Origin of the sequence: Micromonospora parva, assembly GCF_000718515.1 — a bacterium.
Lineage (GTDB): Bacteria > Actinomycetota > Actinomycetes > Mycobacteriales > Micromonosporaceae > Micromonospora > Micromonospora parva.
In genome coordinates this window covers 21561-43697 of the sequence record NZ_JNZS01000024.1, presented here as the reverse complement: position 1 = coordinate 43697, position 22137 = coordinate 21561, and the positions used below count along the sequence as shown (strand labels likewise).

Genomic DNA, 22137 nt, shown 5'->3' with positions numbered 1-22137 from the left:
TCGGCGACAGCGCGGGGCGGCCCGAGGATCCTCGGTATGGAGTACAGGCAACTGGGCCGGTCGGGCCTGCGCGTCAGCGCGGTCGCGTACGGCAACTGGGTCACCCACGGCAACCAGCTCGACGACGACGCGGCGGCCGCGTGCGTGAAGGCCGCCCTGGATGCGGGCATCACCACGTTCGACACCGCCGACCGGTACGCCCAGGGGCGGGCCGAGGAGGCGTTGGGCAAGGCGCTGAGCGGCGTCCGGCGCAGCTCGATCGAGCTGTGCACGAAGGTGTGCCTACCGGTCGGGCCGGGGGCCAACGACGCCGGGCTGTCCCGCAAACACATCATCGAGGGCTGCCACGCCTCGCTGCGCCGGCTGGGCACCGACTACGTCGACCTCTACCAGGCGCACCGGTACGACGACAGCGTGCCGCTGGAGGAGACGATGCTCGCCTTCGCCGACCTGGTCCGCCAGGGCAAGGTGCTCTACGTCGGCGCCTCCGAGTGGACCGCCCCGCAGCTGCGCGAGGGCCTGCGGCTCGCCGCCGAGCTGCGCATCCCGTTCATCGCCAACCAGCCGCAGTACTCGATGGTGTGGCGGGTGGTGGAGGCCGAGGTGTCGCCCGCCTGCGCGGACCTCGGCCTGGGCCAGCTCGCCTGGGCGCCACTCGCGATGGGCGTGCTGACCGGTCGGTACGAACCTGGTCGACGTCGGCCCGCCGGCTCCCGGGCCACCGACGGCTTCGGTGGCGCGTTCATCGCCCGCTACTCCTCGGATCTGCTGCTCTCCCGGGTACGTCAGCTCCGACCGGTCGCCGAGGCGGCCGGCTGCACGATGGCCCAGCTGGCGGTGGCGTGGGTGCTGGCCCGTCCGACCGTGGCGAGCGCGATCGTCGGCGCGTCCCGGCCGGAGCAGCTCGCCGAGACGGCCAAGGCCGCCACGGTACGGCTCGACGACGAGCTGATCGCCCGGATCGACGCCGTGCTCGACGAACTCGTGGAGCGTGATCCGGCGAAGACCGCCAGACCGAACGACGTGATGTCCGCCTGGCGCCCGCCCCCTGCCGCTGGGTGACGCCCACGGAGGGGGTGGCCGTGGCAGGCTCGAACCGTGGGGCAATTGTCCGAGAGGTCGGCCGGGACGGCGTGGGAGCGGCTGCGCCGCCTGCCGGTCTGGCTCCCCCCGGCGCTGCTGACCCTGGCGGTGACAGTGACCGGGCTGGGCTCCGCCCAGCTCTGGCGCGACGAGCTGGCGACGTGGAGCGCGGCCACCCGCTCGCCCACCGACCTGGCCCGGCTGGCCGGCACCATCGACGCCGCCACCGGGCCGTACTACCTGCTGATGCACTGGTGGACCACTGTCGTCGGCGACTCCACGATCGCCCTGCGGCTACCGGCGGTGCTGGCGATGACAGTGGCCGCCGGGCTGCTCGCCGTGCTCGGCGCGCGGCTCGTCGACCGGCGCGCCGGCCTGTTCGCCGGGCTGCTGTTCGCGGTGCTCCCCGGCACCTCCCGCTACGGGCAGGAGGCCCGCCCGTACGCGCTGGCCACCATGCTCGCCGTGCTGGCCACAGTGCTGCTGGTGACGGCGCTGCGTCGACCGGGCTGGGCCCGTTGGGGCGGTTACGCCGTCGCCGTCGCCGCGCTCGGGCTCATCCATCTGATCGCACTCACACTGCTCGCCGCGCACGCGCTGGTCGTCCTCATCGCCTGGTGGCGCGGCCCGGCTGCGGCCGGCATCGCCGCCCCGGCCAGCGCCGCCCCGACCACAGCCGGCAGCACCGCCCCGCGCCTCGACGCCGAGCGGGACCGGCGGGTGTGGCGGTGGCTGGTCGCCGTGCTGCCGGCCGCGCTGCTGGTCAGCCCGTTGCTGGTCAAGGCCCGGACCCAGCAGTCCCGGCAGTTGAACTGGGTCCACCTGGTCCGGCCGGACGACCTGAGCGCGCTGCCCGGCGGCGTGGCCCAGAGCAGTGTGGTGGGTGGCCTGCTGGTCGGGGTCGCCGCGCTGGGCGCAGCCCGGCTCGGGCGACGCGCGGTGCTGCCGGTCAGCGCGGTGCTGCTGCCCGTACTGCTGCTCTTCGCCGCCGGCGCGGTCGTGCCGCTGTGGGTGCCCCGGTACCTGGTCTTCGTGGTGCCCTTCGCCTGCCTGTTGGCGGGGGCGGCGCTCGCCGCCGTGAGCGCACCGGGCGCGCTGGTGGCGGTGGTCCTGGCCGGGCTGCTCGGCCTGCCCGACCAGGCGGCGCTGCGACGCACCCACGAGTGGCCGCGCAGCGCCCCGGTGGACTACGCGGGGGCGGCGCGGGTGATCGCGGACGGTCAACGACCGGGGGACGCGGTGGTCTACTCGCCAAGGCACAGCTGGCTCTTCCTCGACCTCGGCATCGAGTACCACCTCGCCGACCCACCACGCGACGTGCTGGTCACCGAGGACGAGGCACGCCGCGGCGATCTGTGGGCTGCCGAGTGCCCCCAGCCGGCACAGTGCCTGGCCGGTACGACGCGGGTGTGGCTCGTCGTCTCCGGCCGGCACGCCGACCCGCTGGCCGCCGTGCCCGAGGCCAAGGGCGACGCGCTCCGCGCGGACTTCACCGTCGCGCAGGTCTGGCAGCGCCCCGGCCTGACCGTCGCCCTGCTGACCACCCGCTCCGACCGCTGACCCGGCCCCGGGGCGCCGGCCGGCGACCAGGCCCGCCCACCTCGATGTGCCTGATGCCTCTCAGTCATCCTGATGACTGAGAGGCATCACGCCCATCCCGACATCCGCTCCCGCTGCGGACCCCGCCCCATTGGAGGCGGCAGGGCGGGTCAGGGTTGGGAGCGGCCCTCCGGGGCGCTGCGGGCCAGTGGGATGATCAGCACCGCCTCGGTGCCACCGTTGGCACCGGCCCGCAGTTCGATGGTGCCGCGCAGCTCCCCGGTGATCAGGGCGCGGACGATCTGGAGGCCGAGCCGGCTGCCGTGTTCGGCGTCGAAGTCCGGCGGCAGGCCGCGGCCGTTGTCGGTCACCGAAACGTGCAGCATCTTGCGGAACCGGTGCGCGGAGACCACCACCTCGGGCCGCAGCGACGGGTCGACCTCGGGGGCGGCGACCGGCACCATGCCGGACGCGGCGGGCACCGGGACCTCGTCCGCCTCGTCGGCCGGCGGGAAGCCGTGCTCGACGGCGTTGAGCAGCAACTCGTTGAGGACCATCACCAGCGAGGTGGCGATCTCCGCCGGCAGCACGCCGAAGCTGCCCCGCCGCCGCATGCCGACGCTCACCTCGGTCGCCGCGACCTCGGTCGCCGCGCTGGCCACCCGGTCGACGATGCCGTCGAACTCGACCGCCTCGTCGCTGGACATGGAGAGCGTCTCGTGCACCAGGGCGATCGAGGCGACCCGTCGGACCGATTCCTCCAACGCGACCCGGGCCTCCGGCATCGCCACCCGGCGGGCCTGCAACCGCAGCAGCGCAGCCACCGTCTGGAGGTTGTTCTTCACCCGATGGTGGATCTCCCGGATGGTGGCGTCCTTGGTGATAAGTGCCCGGTCCCGGCGTCGAACCTCGGTGATGTCCCGGACCAGCACCAGCGCCCCAATCGGCACCCCGGCCGGCATCAGCGGCAGCGCCCTGGTGAGCATCGTGGCACCCCGTGCGTCGATCTCCCGGCGCGGTGGCGCCTCACCGCGCAGCGCGGCCAGGATGCCGTTCGACGCCTCGGTGCCGTCCAGCGGGTCGCCGGCCAGTCGGCGGTGCAGCGCGGCCAGATCCTCGCCCACCAGGTGCGCGGCGTAGCCCAGTCGGCGGTACGCGGACTGCGCGTTCGGGCTGGCGTAGGTGACCTTGCCGCCGGCATCGAGCCGGACCAGGCCGTCGCCGACCCGGGGCGCCGAGGTGGTCTCACCCGGATGCCGTGGCGGCGGGAAGGTGCCGTCCGCGATCATCTGCGCCAGGTCGTCGGCCGTGGTGAGGTAGTTGAGCTCCAGCTGGCTGGGCGTACGCGCGGTGGAGAGGTTGGTGTCCCGCCCCACCACCGCGATCACCTCGCCGGCCTCCCCCTCGGCGGTACGCAGCCGAACCGGGATCGCCTCGTGTCGGGCCGGCACGTCGCCGTACCAGACCGGGTCGCCCTCCCGCCAGATCCGACCCTGGGAGTACGCCACCCCCAGGTGGGCCACCTCCGGTCCGCCGACGATCCGACCCACCTGGTCGTCCTGGTATGCGGTCGGCGCGGTGGTCGGACGGACCTGGGCGACGCAGAGGAACGTGCCCTCGGTGTCGACAGGCACCCAGAGCAGCAGGTCAGCGAAGGACAGATCAGAGAGCAGCTGCCAGTCGCCGGCGATCCGGTGCAGGTGGTCGATGTCGGCCGGACGGAGATGGGTGTGCTCCTCGGCGAGGTCGCGCAGCGTGGACACGGTGACCAGGGTGCCACGCCACGCCTCACATCGTCGCGGTGACCTTCTTCAACCCGCGCGGCGCGTCCGGATCCTCGCCCCGGGTGAGCGCCAGGGCCAGCGCCAGCCGCTGCATCGGCAGGATGTCCAGCAGTGGGGCGTACCGCTCGTCGACCTCGGGAACGGCCAGCCGGGTCGCGCCCGGCACGTCGGCGGAGCCGACCACCACGACGTCGGCGCGGCGTTCGCCGAGGCGGGGCAGCACCTCCCCCATCGACCGGCCACCGGGGCCGGAGCCGACCACGGCGAGCACCGGGACCTCCGGGTCGGTCATCGCGAGCGGGCCGTGCAGCAGGTCGGCACCGGAGAAGGCGAGCGCCGGCAGGTACGAGGTCTCCATCAGCTTGAGCGCGGCCTCCCGGGCGGTCGGGTAGGCGTAGCCGCGGCCGGTGGTGACCAACTGGCGGGCGAACCGGTAGCGCGGGGCGAGCTGGGCCGGGGTGTCGTCGGCCAGGGTGCGGGCAGCCAGCTCGGGCAGCGCGTCGAGCGCTTCCCGTTCGGCGGTCGGCAGCACCCCGTCGCCGGCCCGGACCCCCTCCACCAGCATCAACAGGGCGAGCAGCTCGGCGGTGTACGTCTTGGTGGCGGCCACCGCCCGCTCGTGCCCGGCGGCGATGTCGACGCTCAGCTCGGCCACGTCGACCAGCGGCGAGTCGGGGGCGTTGGTCACCGCGAGGGTCAGCGCCCCGGAGGCGCGGGCGGCGCGCAGCACCTCGGCCAGGTCGGGCGAGCCACCGCTCTGGCTGACCCCGACGACCAGCGCGTCGGACAGGTCGGGGCGGGCCCCGAACAGGGTGACGACGCTGGGCGAGGCGAGCCCGGCGGGCAGGCCGAGCCGGATCTCGGTCAGGTAGGCCCCGTAGAGCGCCGCGTGGTCAGAGGTGCCCCGCGCGGTGAAGACCACGTGCCGTGGCCGCCGTTCGGCGATGATCGCCGCGACCCGGGCGATCTCCGCGGCGTTGGCCGCGGAGAGCAGGCGCGCGTAGCCAGCCGGCTGCTCGTCGATGTCGGCGGCCATTCCAGCCCCTGCACGTGTCACGGAAGCCCCTCCCCTGCGCGATTGCCGCGCGATTCTTGCTCAGTCTTGCACTTTTAACCGTATCTCAGCAATCGAACGAGCAGGACTGCGCAGCTGATCACCAGTTGATCTCAATATCAACTAAGCTTCACCCGCCGCACCCGGTCTAGCTGCCACGAGAGGACGACGTGCCTGAGGGAACGGACGATCCCGCGCTCTCCGTGACGGAGGAGCTGGCGCTGGCCCGGCTGGCCCTCGACGAGGGCGACCTGCACCACGCCGCCGGCCACCTCGCCGGCGCGTTGGCGCAGGCCCCCACCCTTCCGGAGGTGCACGAGACGCTGGCCCGGCTCGCTGCGACGAGCGGCGGCGGCCTCGACCTCTTCCCGATCAACCACCACACCTTCGTGGGCGCGGTGGTCGCCCGCGCGCACCTCCTGGCCACCGCCGGCCGCCCCGCCGAAGGGCTGGAGCTGCTGGCCGCGGCGACGGCGTACGCACCCGGCACCGAGTGGGCCGCCGTGCCCTGGGTCACCGCGCCCGAACTGGCCGAACGACTGGACCCGGAGCACATCGCCCGCGTCCTCATGCAGATCTGCGCCGCGCTGCCCGACCCCGTCCCCCGCATCGGCCGGGCCCCGCTGTCCCCGTACCTCACCCTCGCGCGCAACGCGGCCACCGTGCACCCGGAACACGGCCTACTGCTGGGCGCGGCGTCCGCGCTGGCCCGGCGCCTCGGCGAGACCGAGCTGGCGGTCCGCTGGGCCACCCGAGGGGTACGCGCCCAGCCCTCGAAGATGGGCGAGGTGTGGCTCGGGTACGCGTACCGCAGCTCAGGCCGGACCCGCGACGGCCTCGCGGCCCTCGGTCGGGCCGTCGAGCTGGACCCCGACGACCTGGCGATCTACGCGGACATCGCCGGCACCCTGGCCGAGATCGGCCGACTGGACGAGGCGCTGGAGTGGACCGAGCGGGCGCTGGCCCGCGATCCGTCGTTCGACTGCGCGGTGCACACCGCCCACCGCCTGCGGCACCTGCGCGACGGCGACCTCGCCCACCTGGTCGCGCTCGCCGACTTCGTGCGGGACCACCCGGACGACAGCCACGAGCACGGCGACCTGGCCCAGTGCTGCCGAGGCAAGCCCTGGCTCGGGCAACTCACCCCGGCCGGCGGGCCCCTGGTCGACGCGATGCGCCAGGCGGTGGCCGATGACGACAACGGTCTCGGCGGCGCCGTACGCCTACCCGCCGCCGCCCCGCCCAGCGCGGTCGGGACGGCGATCGCCACCGCCCCCGGGCTGCGGATCGAGGTCGTCGGCGCGCCGGAGCCCGACCCGCGCGAACCCCGACGGGCGTCCGCGCAGCGGTTGTGGCACTACGCGGACGCCGTCCCCACGCCCGCGCTGGCCGCGCCCTCGGCGGCTGCTGTCGAACGGATCGGGCAGATCGCCCACCCGGCGTGGGCGCACCCACCGGCGGCGTACGACGCGGCGGTGGGCCTGGCCGGCCTTGAGCTGGCCGACCTGCTCGGCCTGCTGGTGCACCCGCCGGCCGCGCCGGCCAACGCGGTAGGTCGGCTGCTGGCGGCTCACGACCCGTCGGTCTGGGTCCGTGGCGTGCAGGTGTGGGCCTGTCTGGGGCTGCTGCACCACCGCACCGACGAGCCGTGGGAGGGCTCGACCCGACGCCGGGTGCTCCTCGACCTGATCTGGGGCGTCGAGGACTGGGTCACCGAGGCGGCGCTGTTCGCCCTCGTCACCGCGGCCTGGGTGGACCCTTCGGTACGGCCGGACGTGGCCCGGGTGGTGGCGGAGCGGCTGGCCGACGTGGCCGCCGTGGCGCGGACCCGACCGGTCCCGATCGCCGCGTCACTGGCGCACCTGGCACTGGCCGCCCCACAGCTCGACCCGGCGACCGCGGCACTGGCCACCGAGCTGCTGAACGCCCACTCCCCCCGACTCCCCCGCCCCCGCAACCCCCTACGCCGCCTCTGGCAACGCCTGCTCCGCCGCTGACTCCCTGCCAACCCCCGCGATCTTGCCCGCGCCCCATCCCCGCGATCTTGCACTTTCTGTCGGCGTTTTGCCGGTATAGAGGGCTTATGTCACCGCACAAAGTGCAAGATCGCGGGGGTGTGGGGCTAGGGGCGGGGTGGGGTGGGGTGGGGGGTTACGCGACGGGGGCCTTGCCGAGGGCGACCTCGGCGTCCTCCTCCGGGGTGGCCTGCGGCGGGGCCTCGTTCGCGGTCCGCAGCGGGATCTCCTTGATGAACCAGGCGAGCACCGGGATCACGATGGTGAACAGGACCGCCCAGAGGAAGACGTGCGAGATGGCGTCGGAGAGACCGCCGAGCACCGCCTCGCGGGCCTGAGCGGGCAACTCCCTGAGCTTCGCCAGGTCCATCCCGGCGCCGGCCTCGCCGCCGCCGAAGGCCCGACCGCCCTCCGAGCTGGCCAGCCGGTTGGCGAAGATAGCGCCGAACAGCGAGATGCCGAACGAGCCGCCGATCGACCGGAAGAAGGTGGCCGCGCCGCTGGCCGCGCCGAGGTCCTTCTGCTCCACGCTGTTCTGCGCGATCAGCATCGACGTCTGCATGAGGAAGCCCATGCCGACACCGAGCACGATCATGTACAGCGAGGACATCAACTTGCTGGTGTCGGTGTCGAGCATGGACAGCAGCGCCATGCCCGCGGTCATCACCACGCCACCGATGATCGGGTACGCGCGGTACCTGCCGTTGCGGGTGATCGCCCGGCCGATGACCAGCGAGACGACGAGCATGCCGAACATCAGCGGCAGCAACAGCAGACCACTGTTTGTCGCCGACGCCCCCTGCACGGTCTGCTGGTAGAGCGGCAGGAAGTTCATCGCGCCGAACATCGCGAAGCCGAGCAGGAAGCCGATCACCGAGATCAGCGCGAAGTTGCGGTTGGCGAAGAGCGCCAGCGGCAGGATCGGTTCCTGGACCCGGCGTTCCACCAGCCCGAACACCACCAACGCGACGACGGCCAGCACGGCCAGGCCGAGGATCTGCGTCGAGGTCCAGTCGTACTCGTTGCCACCCCAGGTGGTGATGAGCACGATCGCGGTGATGCCGACCGAGAGCAGCCCGGCGCCGAGCCAGTCGATCCGGTGCTCGGTGCGGTACTTCGGCAGGTGCATGGTGGTGATCAGCACGAGCAGCGCGACACCGCCCAGCGGCAGGTTCACGTAGAACGCCCAGCGCCAGGAGAGGTGGTCGGTGATGAAGCCGCCGACCAGCGGGCCGGCGACCATGGCGATGGCCATGATGCCGGCGATCATGCCCTGGTAGCGCCCGCGCTCGCGGGGCGGGACCAGGTCACCGATGATCGCCATCACGCCGACCATGAGGCCACCGGCGCCGAGGCCCTGCACGGCCCGGAAGGCGATGAGCTGGACCATGCCGTCCTGCGGGCCGCCGAACATGCCGGAGCCGGCCATGCCGCAGAGGGCGGAGCCGACCAGGAAGATGACGACCGAGGTCAGGAAGACCGACTTGCGGCCGTAGAGGTCACCGAGCTTGCCCCAGATCGGGGTGGAGACGGTGGTGCCCAGGACGTACGCGGTGACCACCCAGGTGAAGTGGTTGAGCCCGCCGAACTCGCCGACGATCCGCGGCAACGCGGTGCTGACGATCATGTTGTCGAGCATCGCGAGCATCATCGCGATCATCAGCCCGAACAGCACGACCCTGATGTTGTTGGGTCGTGTGCCGACCTGGGTTGCCTGAGTCATGGATAAGCTCCCCCCGAGGATTGCCGTACTTACTTGCCGCCCGGCTAGTCACCTTACTAGCCGCACGGTAAGTTGGGTACGAGCAACGGTCAAGCCATTTGGAGGGCGTGCGTGAGCGAGAGCACAGGCGGCGGAACGCGGGAACGGATCAAGGCCGTCGCGCTCGAACTCTTCACCGAGCAGGGGTACGAGAAGACCTCGCTCCGGGAGATCGCCGAGCGCCTCAACGTCACCAAAGCTGCGCTCTACTACCACTTCAAGAGCAAGGACGACATCGTCGCCAGCTTCGTCGAGGACCGCCTGGAGCGGATGGACGCGCTGACCGCCTGGGCCGCCACCCAGCCCGCCACCCTGGCCACCCGGCGGGAGCTGATCTCCCGATACGCCGACACGATGTTCGACGGCAGTCAGCCGTCGGTGATGCGCTTCTTCGAGCAGAACCAGACCGCGCTCAAGAGTCTCTCCTCCGGCCAGAAGATGCGCGGCCGGATGATGGAGCTGGCCGGGGCGCTCTGCCGGGGCGACGACTCCCCCGCCGCCCAACTGCGCGCCGTGCTGTCGCTGTTCGCGGTGCACACCAGCTGGTTCGCGGTCCGCGCCCCGCACATCAGCGACGACGAACGTCGCAAGCTCGCCCTGGACGTGGCCGACGAGCTGCTGGCCGCCATCGGTACAGAGCCCGACGCCTGACCCGGGCCCGCCCGGCGGCTCAGCACGGCCCGGCGGTGGGCGGTTCAGCGGGAACGGCCCGGCGGCTCAGCGGCGCGCCAGCTCCAGGCGCAGGCCGAGCAGGTCCACGCCCGGCGCCGGTGACCAGTCCTTCTCCGGCGAGCGGACGAACCCGCGCCGCGAGTAGAGCCGGTGCGCCGGATCGGCCATCCCGGCCCGGACGCAGATCACCACCGCCGTGCAACCCAACCCGGTAGCCCGGTCGACGCACGCCTCGACCAACACGGCACCGACGCCACGACCCTGCGCGCCCGGGTCGACGGCGAGCATCCGGAACTCCGCCTCGCCCGGCCCGGACAGCTCCGCGAACGGGGTGCCCGGCAGCACGAACGTGACCGAGCCGAGCACCGCGCCGGTCAGCTCATCGACAGCGATCAGCACCTCGCCGCTGGCGGCCCGGGTCGCCACGTCGGCCAGCACCTCGCCGTACCCGTGCTCGCCCTTGAGCTGACCGTCCGCCTCGTACGCGGCAACGGTCAGCCGGGCCACCGCCGGAAAGTCGGCGGGCTCGGCCGGACGGACCAGTAATCCGGTCACGCAATCACCGCGATCAGGTCACCGTCCTGCACGACGTCGCCCTCGTGCACGGCGAGCTGCTGCAGCACACCGTCGGACTCGGCGACGACCGGGATCTCCATCTTCATCGACTCGAGGATCACCAGGGTGTCACCCTCGGCCACCGTGTCACCCGCCGTGGCGACGACCTTCCAGACGTTGGCCACCATCTCGGCGCGGATCTCCTCGGCCATGTTCAGGCCCTCCCTCTTCGCGACGTGCCTGCCGATGTATCCAATCATGCGTCGACCGGTGGTGGGCGCGCAGCGGCACAGCCGCGACGGCAGTCCCGCCCTGGGGGAGGCGGCGGGTGCCGACCGCACTACCATCAGCGGGTCGGACCCGACGCCGGACCGCCGGTGGCCGCATCCGCGCCGAGGTCGTGCGCAGGACGGATCCGACCCATCACGAGGAGGTCAGCATGGCGAAGAAGTCCCGGAAGAAGAAGGCTCGTAAGAAGAGCGCCGCGAACCACGGCAAGCGTCCCAACTCCTGAACGGGTCGACGGGCCCACTGCCCGTCGTCGCTCAGCCGGCCGAGGCCGGATACACCGGTGGCCCGGGTCGACATCGACCCGGGCCACCGGTCTTGCCAGCTCATGCCGACGCTCAGTCGGCCAGCTCACGGGAATCGCTGGTCTCGAAGACCACCAGCTCGGTGAGCTTGACCCGCAGCCGCTCACGCAGCTCGTCCGGCGCGGTCTCGTTGCCACAGCAACGCGCCACCAGCGCCCGCACCTCCTGCTCCAGCCCGTACTCGCGCAGGCAGGGCCCGCACTCGTCCAGGTGGTGCCGGATCAGCGAGCGGCGCTCGTCGGCGCACTCCAGATCCAGGTAGAGATACACCTCCGCGAGGACTTCGCGGCAGTCCGTCTCGTGCGGCTCCCCACAGCTCACGTCACACCTCCCGGCCGGCAGCGGCGGCGGTCGAACCCTTCGCCGAGCGGGCCGCACTGAAGCCCCGCTCCCCCGCGTAGCGCTCGAGCAGCTTGCGCAGATTACGACGGCCACGGTGCAGACGCGACATCACGGTGCCGATCGGCGTACCCATGATGTCCGCGACCTCCTTGTAGGAGAAGCCCTCGACATCGGTGAGGTAGACGGCCAGGCGGAACTCCTCCGGCAACTGCTGGAGGGCCTCCTTGACGTCACTGTCCGGCAGCCGGTCCAGTGCCTCCGTCTCGGCGGAGCGCAACCCGCTGGAGGTGTGCGACTCGGCCTCGGCGAGCTGCCAGTCGGTGATCTCCTCCGTGGGCGCCTGGATCGGCTGGCGCTGCCGCTTGCGGTAGGAGTTGATGTAGGTGTTGGTCAGGATCCGGTACAGCCAGGCCTTCAGGTTCGTGCCCTGCTCGAACTGGTGGAAGGCCGCGTACGCCTTCAGGTAGGTCTCCTGGACCAGGTCCTCGGCATCCGCCGGGTTGCGCGTCATTCGCAGCCCAGCAGCGTAGAGCTGATCGACGAATGGCATCGCGTCCCGCTCGAATCGGGCCCTGCGCTCGTCCGTCTTCTCGGTGGTCAACCGCACATCCCCTCGCGTCGGATGCTTTCCCGCCGAGGATACGCGCACGGACCTACCCACAGATTCACTTCCGGCTGGTGTGCCCGTGCTCACCGCACCCACCCCGCCCGGTCCCGCCGTGGCGGGCCACTGCGGGCCGTCCAGCAGCCGCTTCAACTGCCGGGCGTCCCGTTCATCCTGTTCCAGGCTTCGTGTCTCGGTTGGCACCGGTCACCCCCCTCGCAGAAAAGTCGTCCGGGGGTAGTAACGCGAGATGACCACTGGGGCATTCCGGCCGGCTCTCCCCGTTCCTGGTCCCGGCGCCGACGACGGCCGGCGCTGGGACCAGGAAGGGCCTGGGAGGACTGGTGTCACCAGCCCGGATCGGGCCGGCGGCACCATCGGATGCAACGACCCGTGCCCGGCACCGGAAACGGTCGCCTCGGCGAGCCGACGCGACCGGTCAGCCGGCCGCCCAGCCCTGGGCGGACAGCCAGTCGCGCACGGCGGCGGCGGTGCCGGCCGGATCCCGGCGCAGATCGTGCGTCTCACCGGGACGGCTCACCACCTGCACCGCCGGCCCCGGCTCCGGCGTCCCGAACGGGTCCCGGTCACCGTTGACGACAAGCGTCGGCAGGCCGGTGTCCAGCTCGGCGGCCCGTGAGCGTTCCGGCCGGCCGGGCGGGTGCAGCGGAAAGGCCAGGGCGACCACGCCCACCGCGCCCACCGCGCGGGCCGTCCGGCAGGCCACCCGCGCGCCACTGGAACGCCCACCGACCAGCACCGTCGGCACGTCGGCGTGCCGGTCACGCAGCACGCCGAGCACCGCCGCCCAGGCTTCGTCGAGGTGACCGGCCGGTGCCGGCGCCCGTCGACCGGCGACCCGGTACGGCTGGGTCACCCGGACCACCGCCAGCCCGGCAGCGACCGACGCGTCCCGGACCGCGAGCAGGTCAGGCGCGTCGACGCTGCCGCCCGCACCGTGCCCGAGGACGAGCAGGGCGGTGGCCGGTCGGGCCGGCAGGTCGGTGTCGATCCGCGCCGGACCGCGCGGGGTGTCGATGTCGTCGCTGGGTGGCACCGCCCCATTCTGCGCCGCCGCACCGCCGACGGGTGTGAACCCGGCCGCCGATCAGCTCAGCGGGACCAGGGCGAGCAGGCGATCGCGCACCGGCGGGCCGGCGTCGTCGATGGCGTCCGGGTCGGGGTCGACCTCACCGCGCCAGGCGACGAGCATCGCCCGTCGTTCCCGCGGCGTGGTGCCGCCCCAGACGCCGTGGCAGTCGCCGACGTCGAGGGCCCAGGCCAGGCAGGACCCCTGTACGTCACAACTGCGGCACAACGCGACGGCGGCGTCCGCCGGTTCGTTCGGTGCCGGAAAGAAGGTCTCCGGATCGACGCTCTGGCAGGTACCCCTGGTACGCCACGCGTCGTCCTGTCGCCGTTCCCGCACTGCCCGCAGCAGTCGCGGATCTCGCCGCGCCGCCGCCACCTCGTGCGGACGCGGCATACGTGCCCGTGTCATCCGCCCACCTCCCCCGTGGGACCGGCAAAATCGGTGGACGTCGTCCGCCCCGTGCGAATCGATGTCCACTACCGGCGCTGTGTTCTATCGCACTTCGCAACATCGGGACAAGTGTCTGCCGGGAACCTGACTGAACAGTCGGGAGACGAATCACGCGGAACCCTGGCAAATCGGCGGCCAACGATGCGCGACAGCGTCAGAAAAGGGTCAACTCCTGCGGCGTCACCGTTGGCGCCACCGGCACCCGGGCGGTCAGGTGCGGCCCGTCGTTGCGGACGTCTCCCACCGCCGCGCCCACCGGGCGGATCTCCAACCCCGCCAACTGCTCCGCCGACGCCGGGCTGAGCAGCCGCTCCGGCTCGTCCGTCGGGGCCAACCACGACGACCAACGCTCCGCTGGCAGCAGCACCGGCATCCGGTCGTGCACCTCGGTCAGGTCGCCGAGCGCCGCGGTCGTCAGCACGCTGAAGGTGAGCCGGGTCTCGGCGTCGGACTCCCAGACCGACCAGATGCCGGCCAGGGCGAGCACCGAACCGTCCCGGGGGGTCATGAAGTACGCCTGGCGGCCACCATCGGGCAGCCGGACCCACTCGTACCAGCCGTCGGCCGGGACCAGGCAGCGACGACGGGCGAAGGAGCCCGCGTACGCCCGGCTGGTGGCCACCGTCTCCGCCCGCGCGTTGATCATGCGGGCCGCCGCCGAGGCGGACCGGGACCAGTGCGGCAACAGACCCCAGCGGCCGACACAGAGGCTGCGGTGCCCCTCCGGGCTGAGCCGGACCAGCGGCACCGGGTCGGTGGGCGCGACGTTGTGATCGGCGCGGACCAGGCCGTCGGAGTCGTCGGACGACTCGAACAGCGCGCTCAGCTCGCCGGAGCTCCGGGTCGTCGCGTACCTGCCGCACATGGGGCACACGCTAACGCGTCGGGGGCGCTGTCGGCTGTCCCGCCAACCGGGAGTACGAGCGCCGGGTGCCGCCGGACCCCCGACGACACGGCAGAATGTAACCGTGGGGAACCTGACAGCGACCCGGCCGCCGCAGCCGTGGACCGCACCGACCGCATCCGACCCGGTGGCAGCGACGTTGCGCCTGCCCGGTTCCAAATCGATGACGGCCCGCGCCCTGGTGCTCAGCGCGCTGGCTGCCGGCCCGTCGACGCTGGCCCGGCCGCTGCGCGCCCGGGACACCGAGTTGATGGCCGCCGGCCTGCGGGCGATGGGCGCGCACGTGTCGATCAGCGACGACGAGCGCTGGCTGGTCCGACCGCACCCCCTGGTCGGCCCCGCCCACGTCGACGTCGGGCTGGCCGGCACCGTGATGCGGTTCGTGCCACCGGTGGCGGGCCTGGCCGACGGGCAGGTCAGCTTCGACGGCGACCCGTACGTCCGCACCCGGCCGCTGGGCCCGCTGGTCGACGCGCTGCGCTCGCTGGGCGTCCGGATCGACGTCACCGGCACCGGCAGCCTGCCGCTGACCGTGCTCGGCACCGGCCGGGTCACCGGGGGCGAGGTGGTGATCGACGCGTCCGCCTCCAGCCAGCTCGTCTCCGGGCTGTTGCTGGCCGCCCCGCGCTTCGACCGGGGCGTCGTGGTGCGCCACGTCGGCCCGCCGGTGCCGTCCGCGCCGCACCTGCGGATGACGGTGCAGATGCTCCGGGCCGCCGGCGCGGCGGTCGACGACAGCACCCCCGATGTCTGGACCGTCGAGCCCGGCCCGCTCACCGGGCGCGGCTGGGACGTCGAGCCGGATCTCTCCGGCGCCGTGCCGTTCTTCGCCGCCGCCCTGGTCACCGGCGGTGAGGTGACCCTGCAGGGCTGGCCGCACAGCAGCGCCCAGCCGGTCGAGCAGCTCCGCTCGCTGCTGCAACGGATGGGCGGCGAGGTCAGCCTCTCCACCGACGGGCTGACCGTGCGCGGCACCGGCGTGGTGCACGGTCTGACCGCCGACCTGTCCGACGTCGGCGAGCTGACCCTCGTGCTGACCGCGCTGGCCCTGCTGGCCGACTCACCGTCGGTCTTCACCGGCGTCGGGCACATCCGGGGCCACGAGACCGACCGGCTCGCCGCGCTCACGCGGGAGTTCGGCGGGCTCGGCGCGGACATCACCGAGACCCCCGACGGGTTGGAGATCCGGCCCCGTCCGCTGCGCGGCGGGCTCTTCCGCACCTACCACGACCACCGGATGGCGCACGCCGCCGCGGTGGCCGGGCTCGCCGTTCCGGGCATCGAGGTGGACGACGTGGGGTGTACCTCCAAGACGATGCCCGAGTTCCCGGCACTATGGTCAGCGATGGTGACCGGCAAGAGCTGACGCGACGGAGGAAGGTCCTGGCGACCAAACGGCGGGAGTACGACGAGGACGACGTACGGGTCCGGCCCGGTAAGTCGTCACGCCCGCGTACGCGCACCCGCCCGCAGCACGCCGACGCGGTCGACGGGTTCGTCATCGCCGTCGACCGGGGGCGCTACACCTGCGTGCTGTCCGGGGCCGAGCGCGGCGTGGTCGGCGCCGAGCTGCCCACTGTCACCGCCATGCGGGCCCGCGAGCTGGGCCGCAAGTCGGTGGTGGTGGGTGACCGGGTCAGCCTGGTCGGCGACACGTCCGGCGCGGAGGGCGCACTCGCCCGCATCGTCCGGATCGCCGAGCGCCGCTCGGTGCTGCGGCGCACCGCCGACGACGACGAGACCACCGCCGAGGGTCGGCTGGAACGCGTGGTGGTGGCCAACGCCGACCAGTTGGTGATCGTGAGCGCGTTGGCCGACCCGCCGCCGCGTACCGGGTTCATCGACCGTTGCCTGGTGGCCGCGTACGACGCGGACGTCGAGCCGCTGCTCTGCCTCACCAAGGCCGACCTGGCCGGGCCGGAGGAGGTGCTGGGCTACTACACCGAGTTGGAGTTGCCGTACGTGCTCAACCGCCCCGACTCCGACCTCGACGCGCTCCGCGCGCTGTTGAGCGGCAAGGTGTCGGTGCTGGTCGGACACTCCGGGGTGGGCAAGTCGACGCTCGTCAACCGGCTCGTGCCGGACGCGCTGCGCGCGGTCGGCGTGGTCAGCGCGATCGGCCGGGGCCGGCACACCTCGACCAGCGCGGTGGCGCTGCGGCTGCCACCGGTGCCCGGGGTCGACACGGACCCGGGTTGGATCATCGACACCCCCGGGATCCGCAGCTTCGGGTTGGCGCACGTTTCGGCCGACAGCCTGCTGCACGGCTTTCCGGACCTGGTCGAGGGCACCGTCGACTGCCCACCGAACTGCCCGCACACGGCCGACGAGGCCGAGTGTGGGCTGGACGCCTGGGTGGCCGCCGGTAAGGCGGACCCGCGCCGGCTGGCCTCGTACCGCCGGTTGCTCGCCTCCCGCGCCGGCGAGGGTGACTCGCGCGGCGACAGTGACCAGCGCGGGCCGGGCGAGGGTGACCGGCGCGGGCCCGACGAGTGACCCGACGGGCGTGGGCTAGGTTGCCGGGATGACCGGGTACGCCGACGACCTCGCCCTCGCCCACCTGCTCGCCGATCGGGCCGACGCCATCGCCACGGCCCGGTTCCGCGCGCTCGACCTGCGCGTCGAGGCGAAGCCCGACCTGACGCCGGTCTCCGACGCGGACACCGCTGTGGAGCGGGAGATCCGCGCCCTGCTGACCGAGCACCGGCCGGCCGACGGGCTGCTCGGTGAGGAGTACGGCGCACAGCCGTCCGCCGACGCGAACGGCCGCCGGTGGATCATCGACCCGATCGACGGCACCAAGAACTTCGTCCGGGGCGTGCCGATCTGGGCCACCCTGATCGCGCTCTACGACGGCGACCGGCCGGCGGTCGGCGTGGTGTCCGCACCGGCGCTCGGACGACGCTGGTGGGCCAGCGCGGGCGCGGGCGCGTACGCCGGGCCGGGCCCCACGGCTGGCGAACGGATCGGTGTGTCAGCGGTGCGCGGGGTCGCGGACGCCAGCTTCTGCTACTCCTCACTGGACGGGTGGGAGCAGGCCGGCCGGCTCGACGCGGTGCTCGACCTGATGCGGGACAGCTGGCGCAGCCGGGCGTACGGCGACTTCTACGGCTACATGCTGTTGGCCGAGGGGGCACTGGATGTGATGGCCGAGCCGGAGCTGTCGCTGTGGGACGTGGCGGCGCTGGTGCCGATCATCACGGAGGCGGGTGGCACGGTCACTGATCTGTCCGGTCGACCGGCCCCGGCGGGCGCCCCGGGCACCGACAGCAGCGTGGTGGCCACCAACGGTGTGCTGCACGCCGACATCCTCACCCGCCTCGATCGACCAGCCGCGCGCTGACCCCCGGCAACCTCTATCCTCGCCAGGTGGTCTCCTCCGGCTGGTGCTTCCTCGCGGCGATGATCGTCGCGTACGGCTTCGCCAACCTGCTCCAGTCGGTGGCGGCGGCCCGCACCACTGTCCACCACACCTTCGATCCGGGTCTGCTGCTGCGCCTCGCCGGGCATCGGACGTACCTGGTCGGCCTGGGCTGTCAGATCGGCGGCTTCGTGCTCGCCTTCCTGGCCCGACGGGACCTGCCGCTGTTCCTCGTGCAGGCCAGCGTGGCCGCCGGGCTCGGGGTGACCGCCATCCTCGGGGTGCTGGTGTTGAAGTGGCGGCTGCCGGCGGCGGAGGTGGTGCTGCTGGCGTTGCTCTTCGCGGGGATCACCGCGCTGGTGCTGTCCGCCCGGCCGGCACCGTCGAAGCAGCTCGGCACCGCCGGTTCGATAGCCCTGCTGGTGGCGCTCGGGGTGATCGCGGTGCTCGGTGTCTTCGCCGTACGGCTGCACGGGGCACCGGGTTCGGTGGCCCTCGGCTCCCTGGCCGGGCTGGCGTTCAGCTCGGCCGCTGTCGCCGCCCGGCCTCTGGCGTCCGCGCCGTCCGCCGAGGCGTTCCTCGTCAACCCGTTGTTCTACCTGCTGATCGTCCACTCGATCGTCGGTCAGCTGCTGCTCGGTCTGGCCATGCAGCGTGGCTCGACGACCGCCGCTGTCGCCGCGATGGACGCCGCCGGGGCGGTGCCGGCCGCGATCGTCGGTCTGCTGCTGCTCAACGACAAGATCTGGCCGGGGCGGGAGTGGCTGGCCGCGGCCGGCTTCCTGGTCACCCTGGCCGCGGTGATCGGCCTGACCCGGTACGCCGAACCGCAGCAGCACCGTTCGGTGGCGCCCCGGCGGGACCCCGCCATGGTCGGTGCCGGCCGGACCGGCTGACCGGCCGCCGCTGGCCCGGCCGGGCGGGCCGACACCGCGCCCGCGGGTGTCGCGGCACCGCCCCGCTCAGGCCTCGACCGGCTTGCGCCGGCTCACCACCCGCTCGTAGAGACGCTCCAACGCACCGGCGGTCCGCTCCCAGGTGTAGCTGCTGCGCACCCGGTCCACCGCGGCGTGTCCGTACGCGAACCGGCCGGCGTTGTCGGCGAGCAGCCGGCGCAGCGACACGCCGAGCGCGCGTACGTCACCAGGAGGCACCAGGCGGCCGGTGACCTCGTCGACGACGGCGTCCGCCAGGCCGCCCATCGCGTAGCCGATCACCGGCACCCCGCAGGCCATCGCCTCCAGCGAGACCCGCCCGGCCGAGGAGTAGTGCGGCGTGCAGGCGACCACGTCCGCCGACCGGTACCAGGTGGCCATCTGGTCGTGCGGCACCGCCCCGACGAGCCGCACCTGGTCGACGACGCCGATCTGTTCGGCCAGCTCGCGCAGCCGGCGCGCCTCCGCGTGGTTGGCCAACTGGTCGGCCGGCGGCCCACCGGCGATCACCAACTCGGCGTCGCCGACCAGCCGCATCGCCCGGATCAGGTCCTCCTGGCCGTGCCCGGCGGCGAGCGAACCCACCGAGAGGATGCGAGGCCGCTGTTCGCGCGGCGCGGCCTCGCCGTCGGGATGGAACAGGTCGATGTCGACGCCGGCCGGCACCAACGCGACCGAGCTGCGTTGCAGACCCATCCGGGTCAGCTCGTCGACCTCGTCGTTGGACTGGGCCACGGCGATGTCGACGGCCCGGGTCAGCGCGCGTTCCAGCGTGATCCGCTGTCCCGGCCCGTCGTAGTGACCGCCCAGGTGACGCAGCTGCTCGACGCCGAGCGAGTGGAACGTCTGCACCACCGGGATGTCGGTCTCCCGAACGGCGTGTGCGGCGGCCAGGCCGCCGACCCAGTAGTGCCCGTGCACCACCTCGGGCCGCCAGGCACCGGACCACTCGTCGGCCAGCCAACGGCCGACCTCCGTCACGTACGGGATCAGCTCGGCGGTGGGTAGTGCGGTGGGCGGGCCGGCCGGCACGTGGTGCACCTGGTAGCCGTCGACGTTCATCGTCGCCGGCAGCGCCGGGTCGTCCCGGCGGACGTAGAGCCGGACGTCATGGCCCCGCTCGGTCAGTTCCGCGGCGACCCTGGCGATGTGCTGTCGAGTGCCGACCGGTGGGCCGTCGGCGTGGCGGTATGAGCTGGCGTGCGCGCAGACGAGGCCGACGCGCATGGGTCACCTCCCTGCGATCTTTCCTCGGCGGTGGTCCTCCCGGTCAGAGCGTCCCATTAACCCCGCGACGCTGAGTCGAAACCTGGCAGATCAGGAAGAGTCCGCCCGACTGCCACCGACACTTGCGCCACAGCAAGCACAGGTGACACCCGACCGCACGATTCGACGGTGATCGACAACCTGTCGCTGGTGTGACCAGGTCCGGCCGGGGGTACCGCTCAGGAATGCCGCTGACCCGCAGTCTCGACGATTCGACCGTGGTGATCACCGGCGCGTCCAGCGGGATCGGCACGGCGACCGCCTACGCACTGGCCCGCCGGGGTGCCGCCGTCGTGCTGGCCGCCCGCAGTGAGCCGGCCCTGCGACAGGTCGCGCAGCGCTGCCGGGAGCTGGGCGGTCAGGCGCTCGTCGTACCGACCGACGTGACCGAGTTGGAGTCGGTGCGGCGGCTGGCCGAACAGGCGGTGGCCGAGTTCGGTCGGATCGACGCCTGGGTGAACAACGCCGCGGTCAGCGCGGTGGGTCTGTTCGACGAGATCCCGGTCGCCGAGTTCCGCCGGGTGCTGGAGGTCAACCTGCTCGGGGCGGTGCACGGCATCAAGGCGGCCCTGCCCTACCTCGGCGCCGCCGGTGGCGGTGTGCTGGTCAACAACGCCTCGGTGCTGGCCGAGGTGGCCATGCCGTACCAGTCTGCGTACAACGCCACCAAGCACGGCATCCGGGGGTTGGCCGACACCGTCCGTCAGGAGCTGCGGGTCACCGGTCGGGGGCACATCTCCGTCTGCACCGTGCTGCCGGCCACCATCGACACCCCGTTCTTCCGGCACACCGGCAATCACAGCGGGCGGGAGCTGGTGCCGCCGCCTCCGATCTACCCGCCGGAGGTGGTCGCCGAGACCATCGTCCGGCTGCTGCGCCGGCCGCGCCGCGAGGCGTACGCCGGTGGCGCGGCCCGGTTGATCGGCCTGCAGTGGCGGCTGGCGCCCGCGCTGGTGGAGCGCACCCTCGGCTGGTACGCGCACCGAACCCAGTTCGGGCCGGGCGCCCGCGTGGACAGCAGCGGCAACGTGTTCCACGCCGACGCTCAGGCGCGCCAGGACGGCGGCTGGCACGGTCGACGCCGGCAATTGGTGCGGATGACCGCCGCGTTCGGTCTGGCCGCCGCCGGCACCGCCGTCGGCACCCTGGCGGCCATCAACCGCCGCTCCCGGTCGGACCGCTGATGGCGGACGTCGAGCGTCAGAATGCGCCGACCGTCACCGGCGCGCACAATGGGGCGATCATGGCGAGCTGTCTCGTGGAAGTCGACGAGTCGTCGGCGGTGGTCCGGTTGACCGGTGTGCTCGACGCCGCCGGAGCCGAGGCGGTACGCGGCGCCCTGCTCACCCGCCTCGCGGACCGCCCCGGCCCCGTGGTGGCGGACGTGACCGGTCTGCGGTTCGTCGAGCCGGCCGGTCGGGGCATCTTCGCCGACATTCGCCGTGAGGTCGCCGACTGGCCCGCCGCGGATCTGCTGCTGTGTGACCCGACGGCCGCCGGGCCCGCCCAACCGGACTCCGCAGCCGCCGGGCCCGCCCACTCGGACTCGGCGCTCGACGGCGTGCCGGCCTGGCCGACGCTCGACGGCGCGCTGGCCGCCATCGCGACGACACCACTGGCGGCGGTGCTCACCGCCGAACTCGCCCCGGCGGTGGGAGCCGCCCGGCAGGCCCGCGATCTGGTCAACACCGGTTGCGAGCGCTGGGGCATGCCGACGCTCGCCGACCCGGCGTGCATCGCCATCACCGAGATGGTCAACAACGTGGTGGCCCATGCCCAGACCCCGATGACGGTTCGGCTGGCACCCCAGGAGACCACCCTGCACCTGGCGGTTCGCGACCACTCCCCGCGCCGGCCGACGTTCGCCGGGATCTCCCCGCCGTCCCGGGCCGGCGGCCGGGGCCTGCTGCTGATCGACACGGTGACCCGTCGCTGGGGCAGCAGCGCCGTAGGGGACGGCAAGGTCGTCTGGTGTGTGCTGCACCCGGACGACGAGGCCCTCTGACCAAGCTGATCGCGGCGCACCTCGCCGGCCGGTACGCGCTGCCGGCCCCGGGCTTTCGCCGTCGACGCCCGGTTCGGTGCCGTTTCGCCGAAGGGTCACCCGGTTACGGCGGGAGGGCAG

The 22137-nt window shown here is 73.0% G+C and carries 22 protein-coding genes; 11 read left to right on the top strand and 11 right to left on the bottom strand.

Features of this window, described 5'->3' with window-relative positions; genetic code table 11:
- Nucleotides 1-36: 36 nt before the first annotated feature.
- Together IF22_RS0126675 and IF22_RS0126670 are read left to right on the top strand one after the other, a co-directional pair.
- Nucleotides 37-1062 (top strand): aldo/keto reductase family protein, encoded by a 1026-nt coding sequence (locus IF22_RS0126675; protein WP_030336673.1) that lies wholly within the window; start codon nucleotides 37-39, stop codon nucleotides 1060-1062.
- An 81-nt stretch (nucleotides 1063-1143) separates the two neighbouring features.
- Entirely contained in the window at nucleotides 1144-2643 is a 1500-nt protein-coding gene (locus IF22_RS0126670) for a glycosyltransferase family 39 protein (RefSeq protein ID WP_030336672.1), read from the top strand.
- Between the two features lie 149 nt (nucleotides 2644-2792).
- Here the strand turns inward: IF22_RS0126670 and IF22_RS0126665 are convergent, their stop codons facing one another.
- Nucleotides 2793-4385: a PAS domain-containing sensor histidine kinase gene (locus IF22_RS0126665; protein WP_030336671.1), complete on the bottom strand. Its 1593-nt coding sequence runs from the start codon at nucleotides 4383-4385 to the stop codon at nucleotides 2793-2795.
- Nucleotides 4386-4410: 25 nt separating this feature from the next.
- Complete coding sequence (locus IF22_RS0126660) at nucleotides 4411-5442, bottom strand: SIS domain-containing protein (protein ID WP_030336670.1); 1032 nt, start codon at nucleotides 5440-5442, stop codon at nucleotides 4411-4413.
- A 188-nt stretch (nucleotides 5443-5630) separates the two neighbouring features.
- Between IF22_RS0126660 and IF22_RS0126655 the strand changes: the two genes are divergently transcribed.
- Complete coding sequence (locus IF22_RS0126655; RefSeq protein ID WP_051708803.1) at nucleotides 5631-7457, top strand: tetratricopeptide repeat protein; 1827 nt, start codon at nucleotides 5631-5633, stop codon at nucleotides 7455-7457.
- 154 nt (nucleotides 7458-7611) lie between these two features.
- Here the strand turns inward: IF22_RS0126655 and IF22_RS0126650 are convergent, their stop codons facing one another.
- Nucleotides 7612-9198, bottom strand: coding sequence for an MDR family MFS transporter (locus IF22_RS0126650; protein ID WP_030336667.1), 1587 nt, complete (start codon nucleotides 9196-9198; stop codon nucleotides 7612-7614).
- 111 nt (nucleotides 9199-9309) lie between these two features.
- Between IF22_RS0126650 and IF22_RS0126645 the strand changes: the two genes are divergently transcribed.
- Complete coding sequence (locus IF22_RS0126645) at nucleotides 9310-9888, top strand: TetR/AcrR family transcriptional regulator (RefSeq protein ID WP_030336665.1); 579 nt, start codon at nucleotides 9310-9312, stop codon at nucleotides 9886-9888.
- A 66-nt stretch (nucleotides 9889-9954) separates the two neighbouring features.
- Here IF22_RS0126645 and IF22_RS0126640 read toward each other — a convergent pair whose 3' ends face one another.
- The gene (locus IF22_RS0126640) at nucleotides 9955-10464 is read right to left on the bottom strand and encodes a GNAT family N-acetyltransferase (RefSeq protein ID WP_030336664.1); all 510 of its coding nucleotides are present in this window, start codon (nucleotides 10462-10464) and stop codon (nucleotides 9955-9957) included.
- The gene (locus tag IF22_RS0126635; protein ID WP_030336662.1) at nucleotides 10461-10682 is read right to left on the bottom strand and encodes a biotin/lipoyl-binding carrier protein; all 222 of its coding nucleotides are present in this window, start codon (nucleotides 10680-10682) and stop codon (nucleotides 10461-10463) included. Before IF22_RS0126635 ends, IF22_RS0126640 begins: the two co-directional genes overlap by 4 nt.
- A gap of 221 nt (nucleotides 10683-10903) precedes the next feature.
- Here IF22_RS0126635 and IF22_RS36500 point away from each other — a divergent pair, with 221 nt between their 5' ends.
- A complete protein-coding gene (locus IF22_RS36500) occupies nucleotides 10904-10978 on the top strand; it encodes a 50S ribosomal protein bL37 (RefSeq protein ID WP_369814844.1) in 75 nt (24 codons plus the stop codon).
- 112 nt (nucleotides 10979-11090) lie between these two features.
- Here IF22_RS36500 and rsrA read toward each other — a convergent pair whose 3' ends face one another.
- The 5 genes from rsrA to IF22_RS0126605 all read right to left on the bottom strand — a co-directional run bounded on the left by rsrA (nucleotide 11091) and on the right by IF22_RS0126605 (nucleotide 14411).
- Complete coding sequence (rsrA, locus tag IF22_RS0126625) at nucleotides 11091-11378, bottom strand: mycothiol system anti-sigma-R factor (RefSeq protein ID WP_030336658.1); 288 nt, start codon at nucleotides 11376-11378, stop codon at nucleotides 11091-11093.
- A 1-nt stretch (nucleotide 11379) separates the two neighbouring features.
- Nucleotides 11380-12207 (bottom strand): sigma-70 family RNA polymerase sigma factor, encoded by an 828-nt coding sequence (locus IF22_RS0126620; protein WP_030336656.1) that lies wholly within the window; start codon nucleotides 12205-12207, stop codon nucleotides 11380-11382.
- A 235-nt stretch (nucleotides 12208-12442) separates the two neighbouring features.
- Entirely contained in the window at nucleotides 12443-13060 is a 618-nt protein-coding gene (locus IF22_RS0126615; protein ID WP_030336654.1) for an alpha/beta hydrolase family protein, read from the bottom strand.
- Nucleotides 13061-13111: 51 nt separating this feature from the next.
- The gene (locus IF22_RS0126610) at nucleotides 13112-13504 is read right to left on the bottom strand and encodes a WhiB family transcriptional regulator (protein ID WP_030336652.1); all 393 of its coding nucleotides are present in this window, start codon (nucleotides 13502-13504) and stop codon (nucleotides 13112-13114) included.
- 196 nt (nucleotides 13505-13700) lie between these two features.
- Entirely contained in the window at nucleotides 13701-14411 is a 711-nt protein-coding gene (locus tag IF22_RS0126605; RefSeq protein ID WP_030336651.1) for an SOS response-associated peptidase, read from the bottom strand.
- Between the two features lie 103 nt (nucleotides 14412-14514).
- Between IF22_RS0126605 and aroA the strand changes: the two genes are divergently transcribed.
- Genes aroA through IF22_RS0126585 form a run of 4 tightly spaced genes read left to right on the top strand, consistent with a single transcriptional unit; the run spans nucleotide 14515 to nucleotide 18707 of the window.
- The gene (aroA, locus tag IF22_RS0126600; protein ID WP_030336649.1) at nucleotides 14515-15816 is read left to right on the top strand and encodes a 3-phosphoshikimate 1-carboxyvinyltransferase; all 1302 of its coding nucleotides are present in this window, start codon (nucleotides 14515-14517) and stop codon (nucleotides 15814-15816) included.
- The gene (gene rsgA / locus IF22_RS33400) at nucleotides 15786-16946 is read left to right on the top strand and encodes a ribosome small subunit-dependent GTPase A (RefSeq protein ID WP_051708802.1); all 1161 of its coding nucleotides are present in this window, start codon (nucleotides 15786-15788) and stop codon (nucleotides 16944-16946) included. The genes aroA and rsgA overlap by 31 nt, the downstream gene beginning before the upstream one ends.
- A gap of 28 nt (nucleotides 16947-16974) precedes the next feature.
- Nucleotides 16975-17793: a histidinol-phosphatase gene (hisN, locus tag IF22_RS0126590; RefSeq protein ID WP_030336645.1), complete on the top strand. Its 819-nt coding sequence runs from the start codon at nucleotides 16975-16977 to the stop codon at nucleotides 17791-17793.
- Between the two features lie 59 nt (nucleotides 17794-17852).
- Nucleotides 17853-18707: a hypothetical protein gene (locus tag IF22_RS0126585; protein ID WP_030336643.1), complete on the top strand. Its 855-nt coding sequence runs from the start codon at nucleotides 17853-17855 to the stop codon at nucleotides 18705-18707.
- A 66-nt stretch (nucleotides 18708-18773) separates the two neighbouring features.
- Here the strand turns inward: IF22_RS0126585 and IF22_RS0126580 are convergent, their stop codons facing one another.
- Nucleotides 18774-19973 (bottom strand): glycosyltransferase, encoded by a 1200-nt coding sequence (locus IF22_RS0126580; protein WP_030336641.1) that lies wholly within the window; start codon nucleotides 19971-19973, stop codon nucleotides 18774-18776.
- 224 nt (nucleotides 19974-20197) lie between these two features.
- Between IF22_RS0126580 and IF22_RS0126575 the strand changes: the two genes are divergently transcribed.
- Entirely contained in the window at nucleotides 20198-21196 is a 999-nt protein-coding gene (locus IF22_RS0126575; protein ID WP_036412353.1) for an SDR family oxidoreductase, read from the top strand.
- Nucleotides 21196-22017, top strand: a complete 822-nt coding sequence (locus IF22_RS0126570; RefSeq protein ID WP_036412352.1) for an ATP-binding protein — start codon at nucleotides 21196-21198, stop codon at nucleotides 22015-22017. Before IF22_RS0126575 ends, IF22_RS0126570 begins: the two co-directional genes overlap by 1 nt.
- Nucleotides 22018-22137 lie beyond the last annotated feature (120 nt).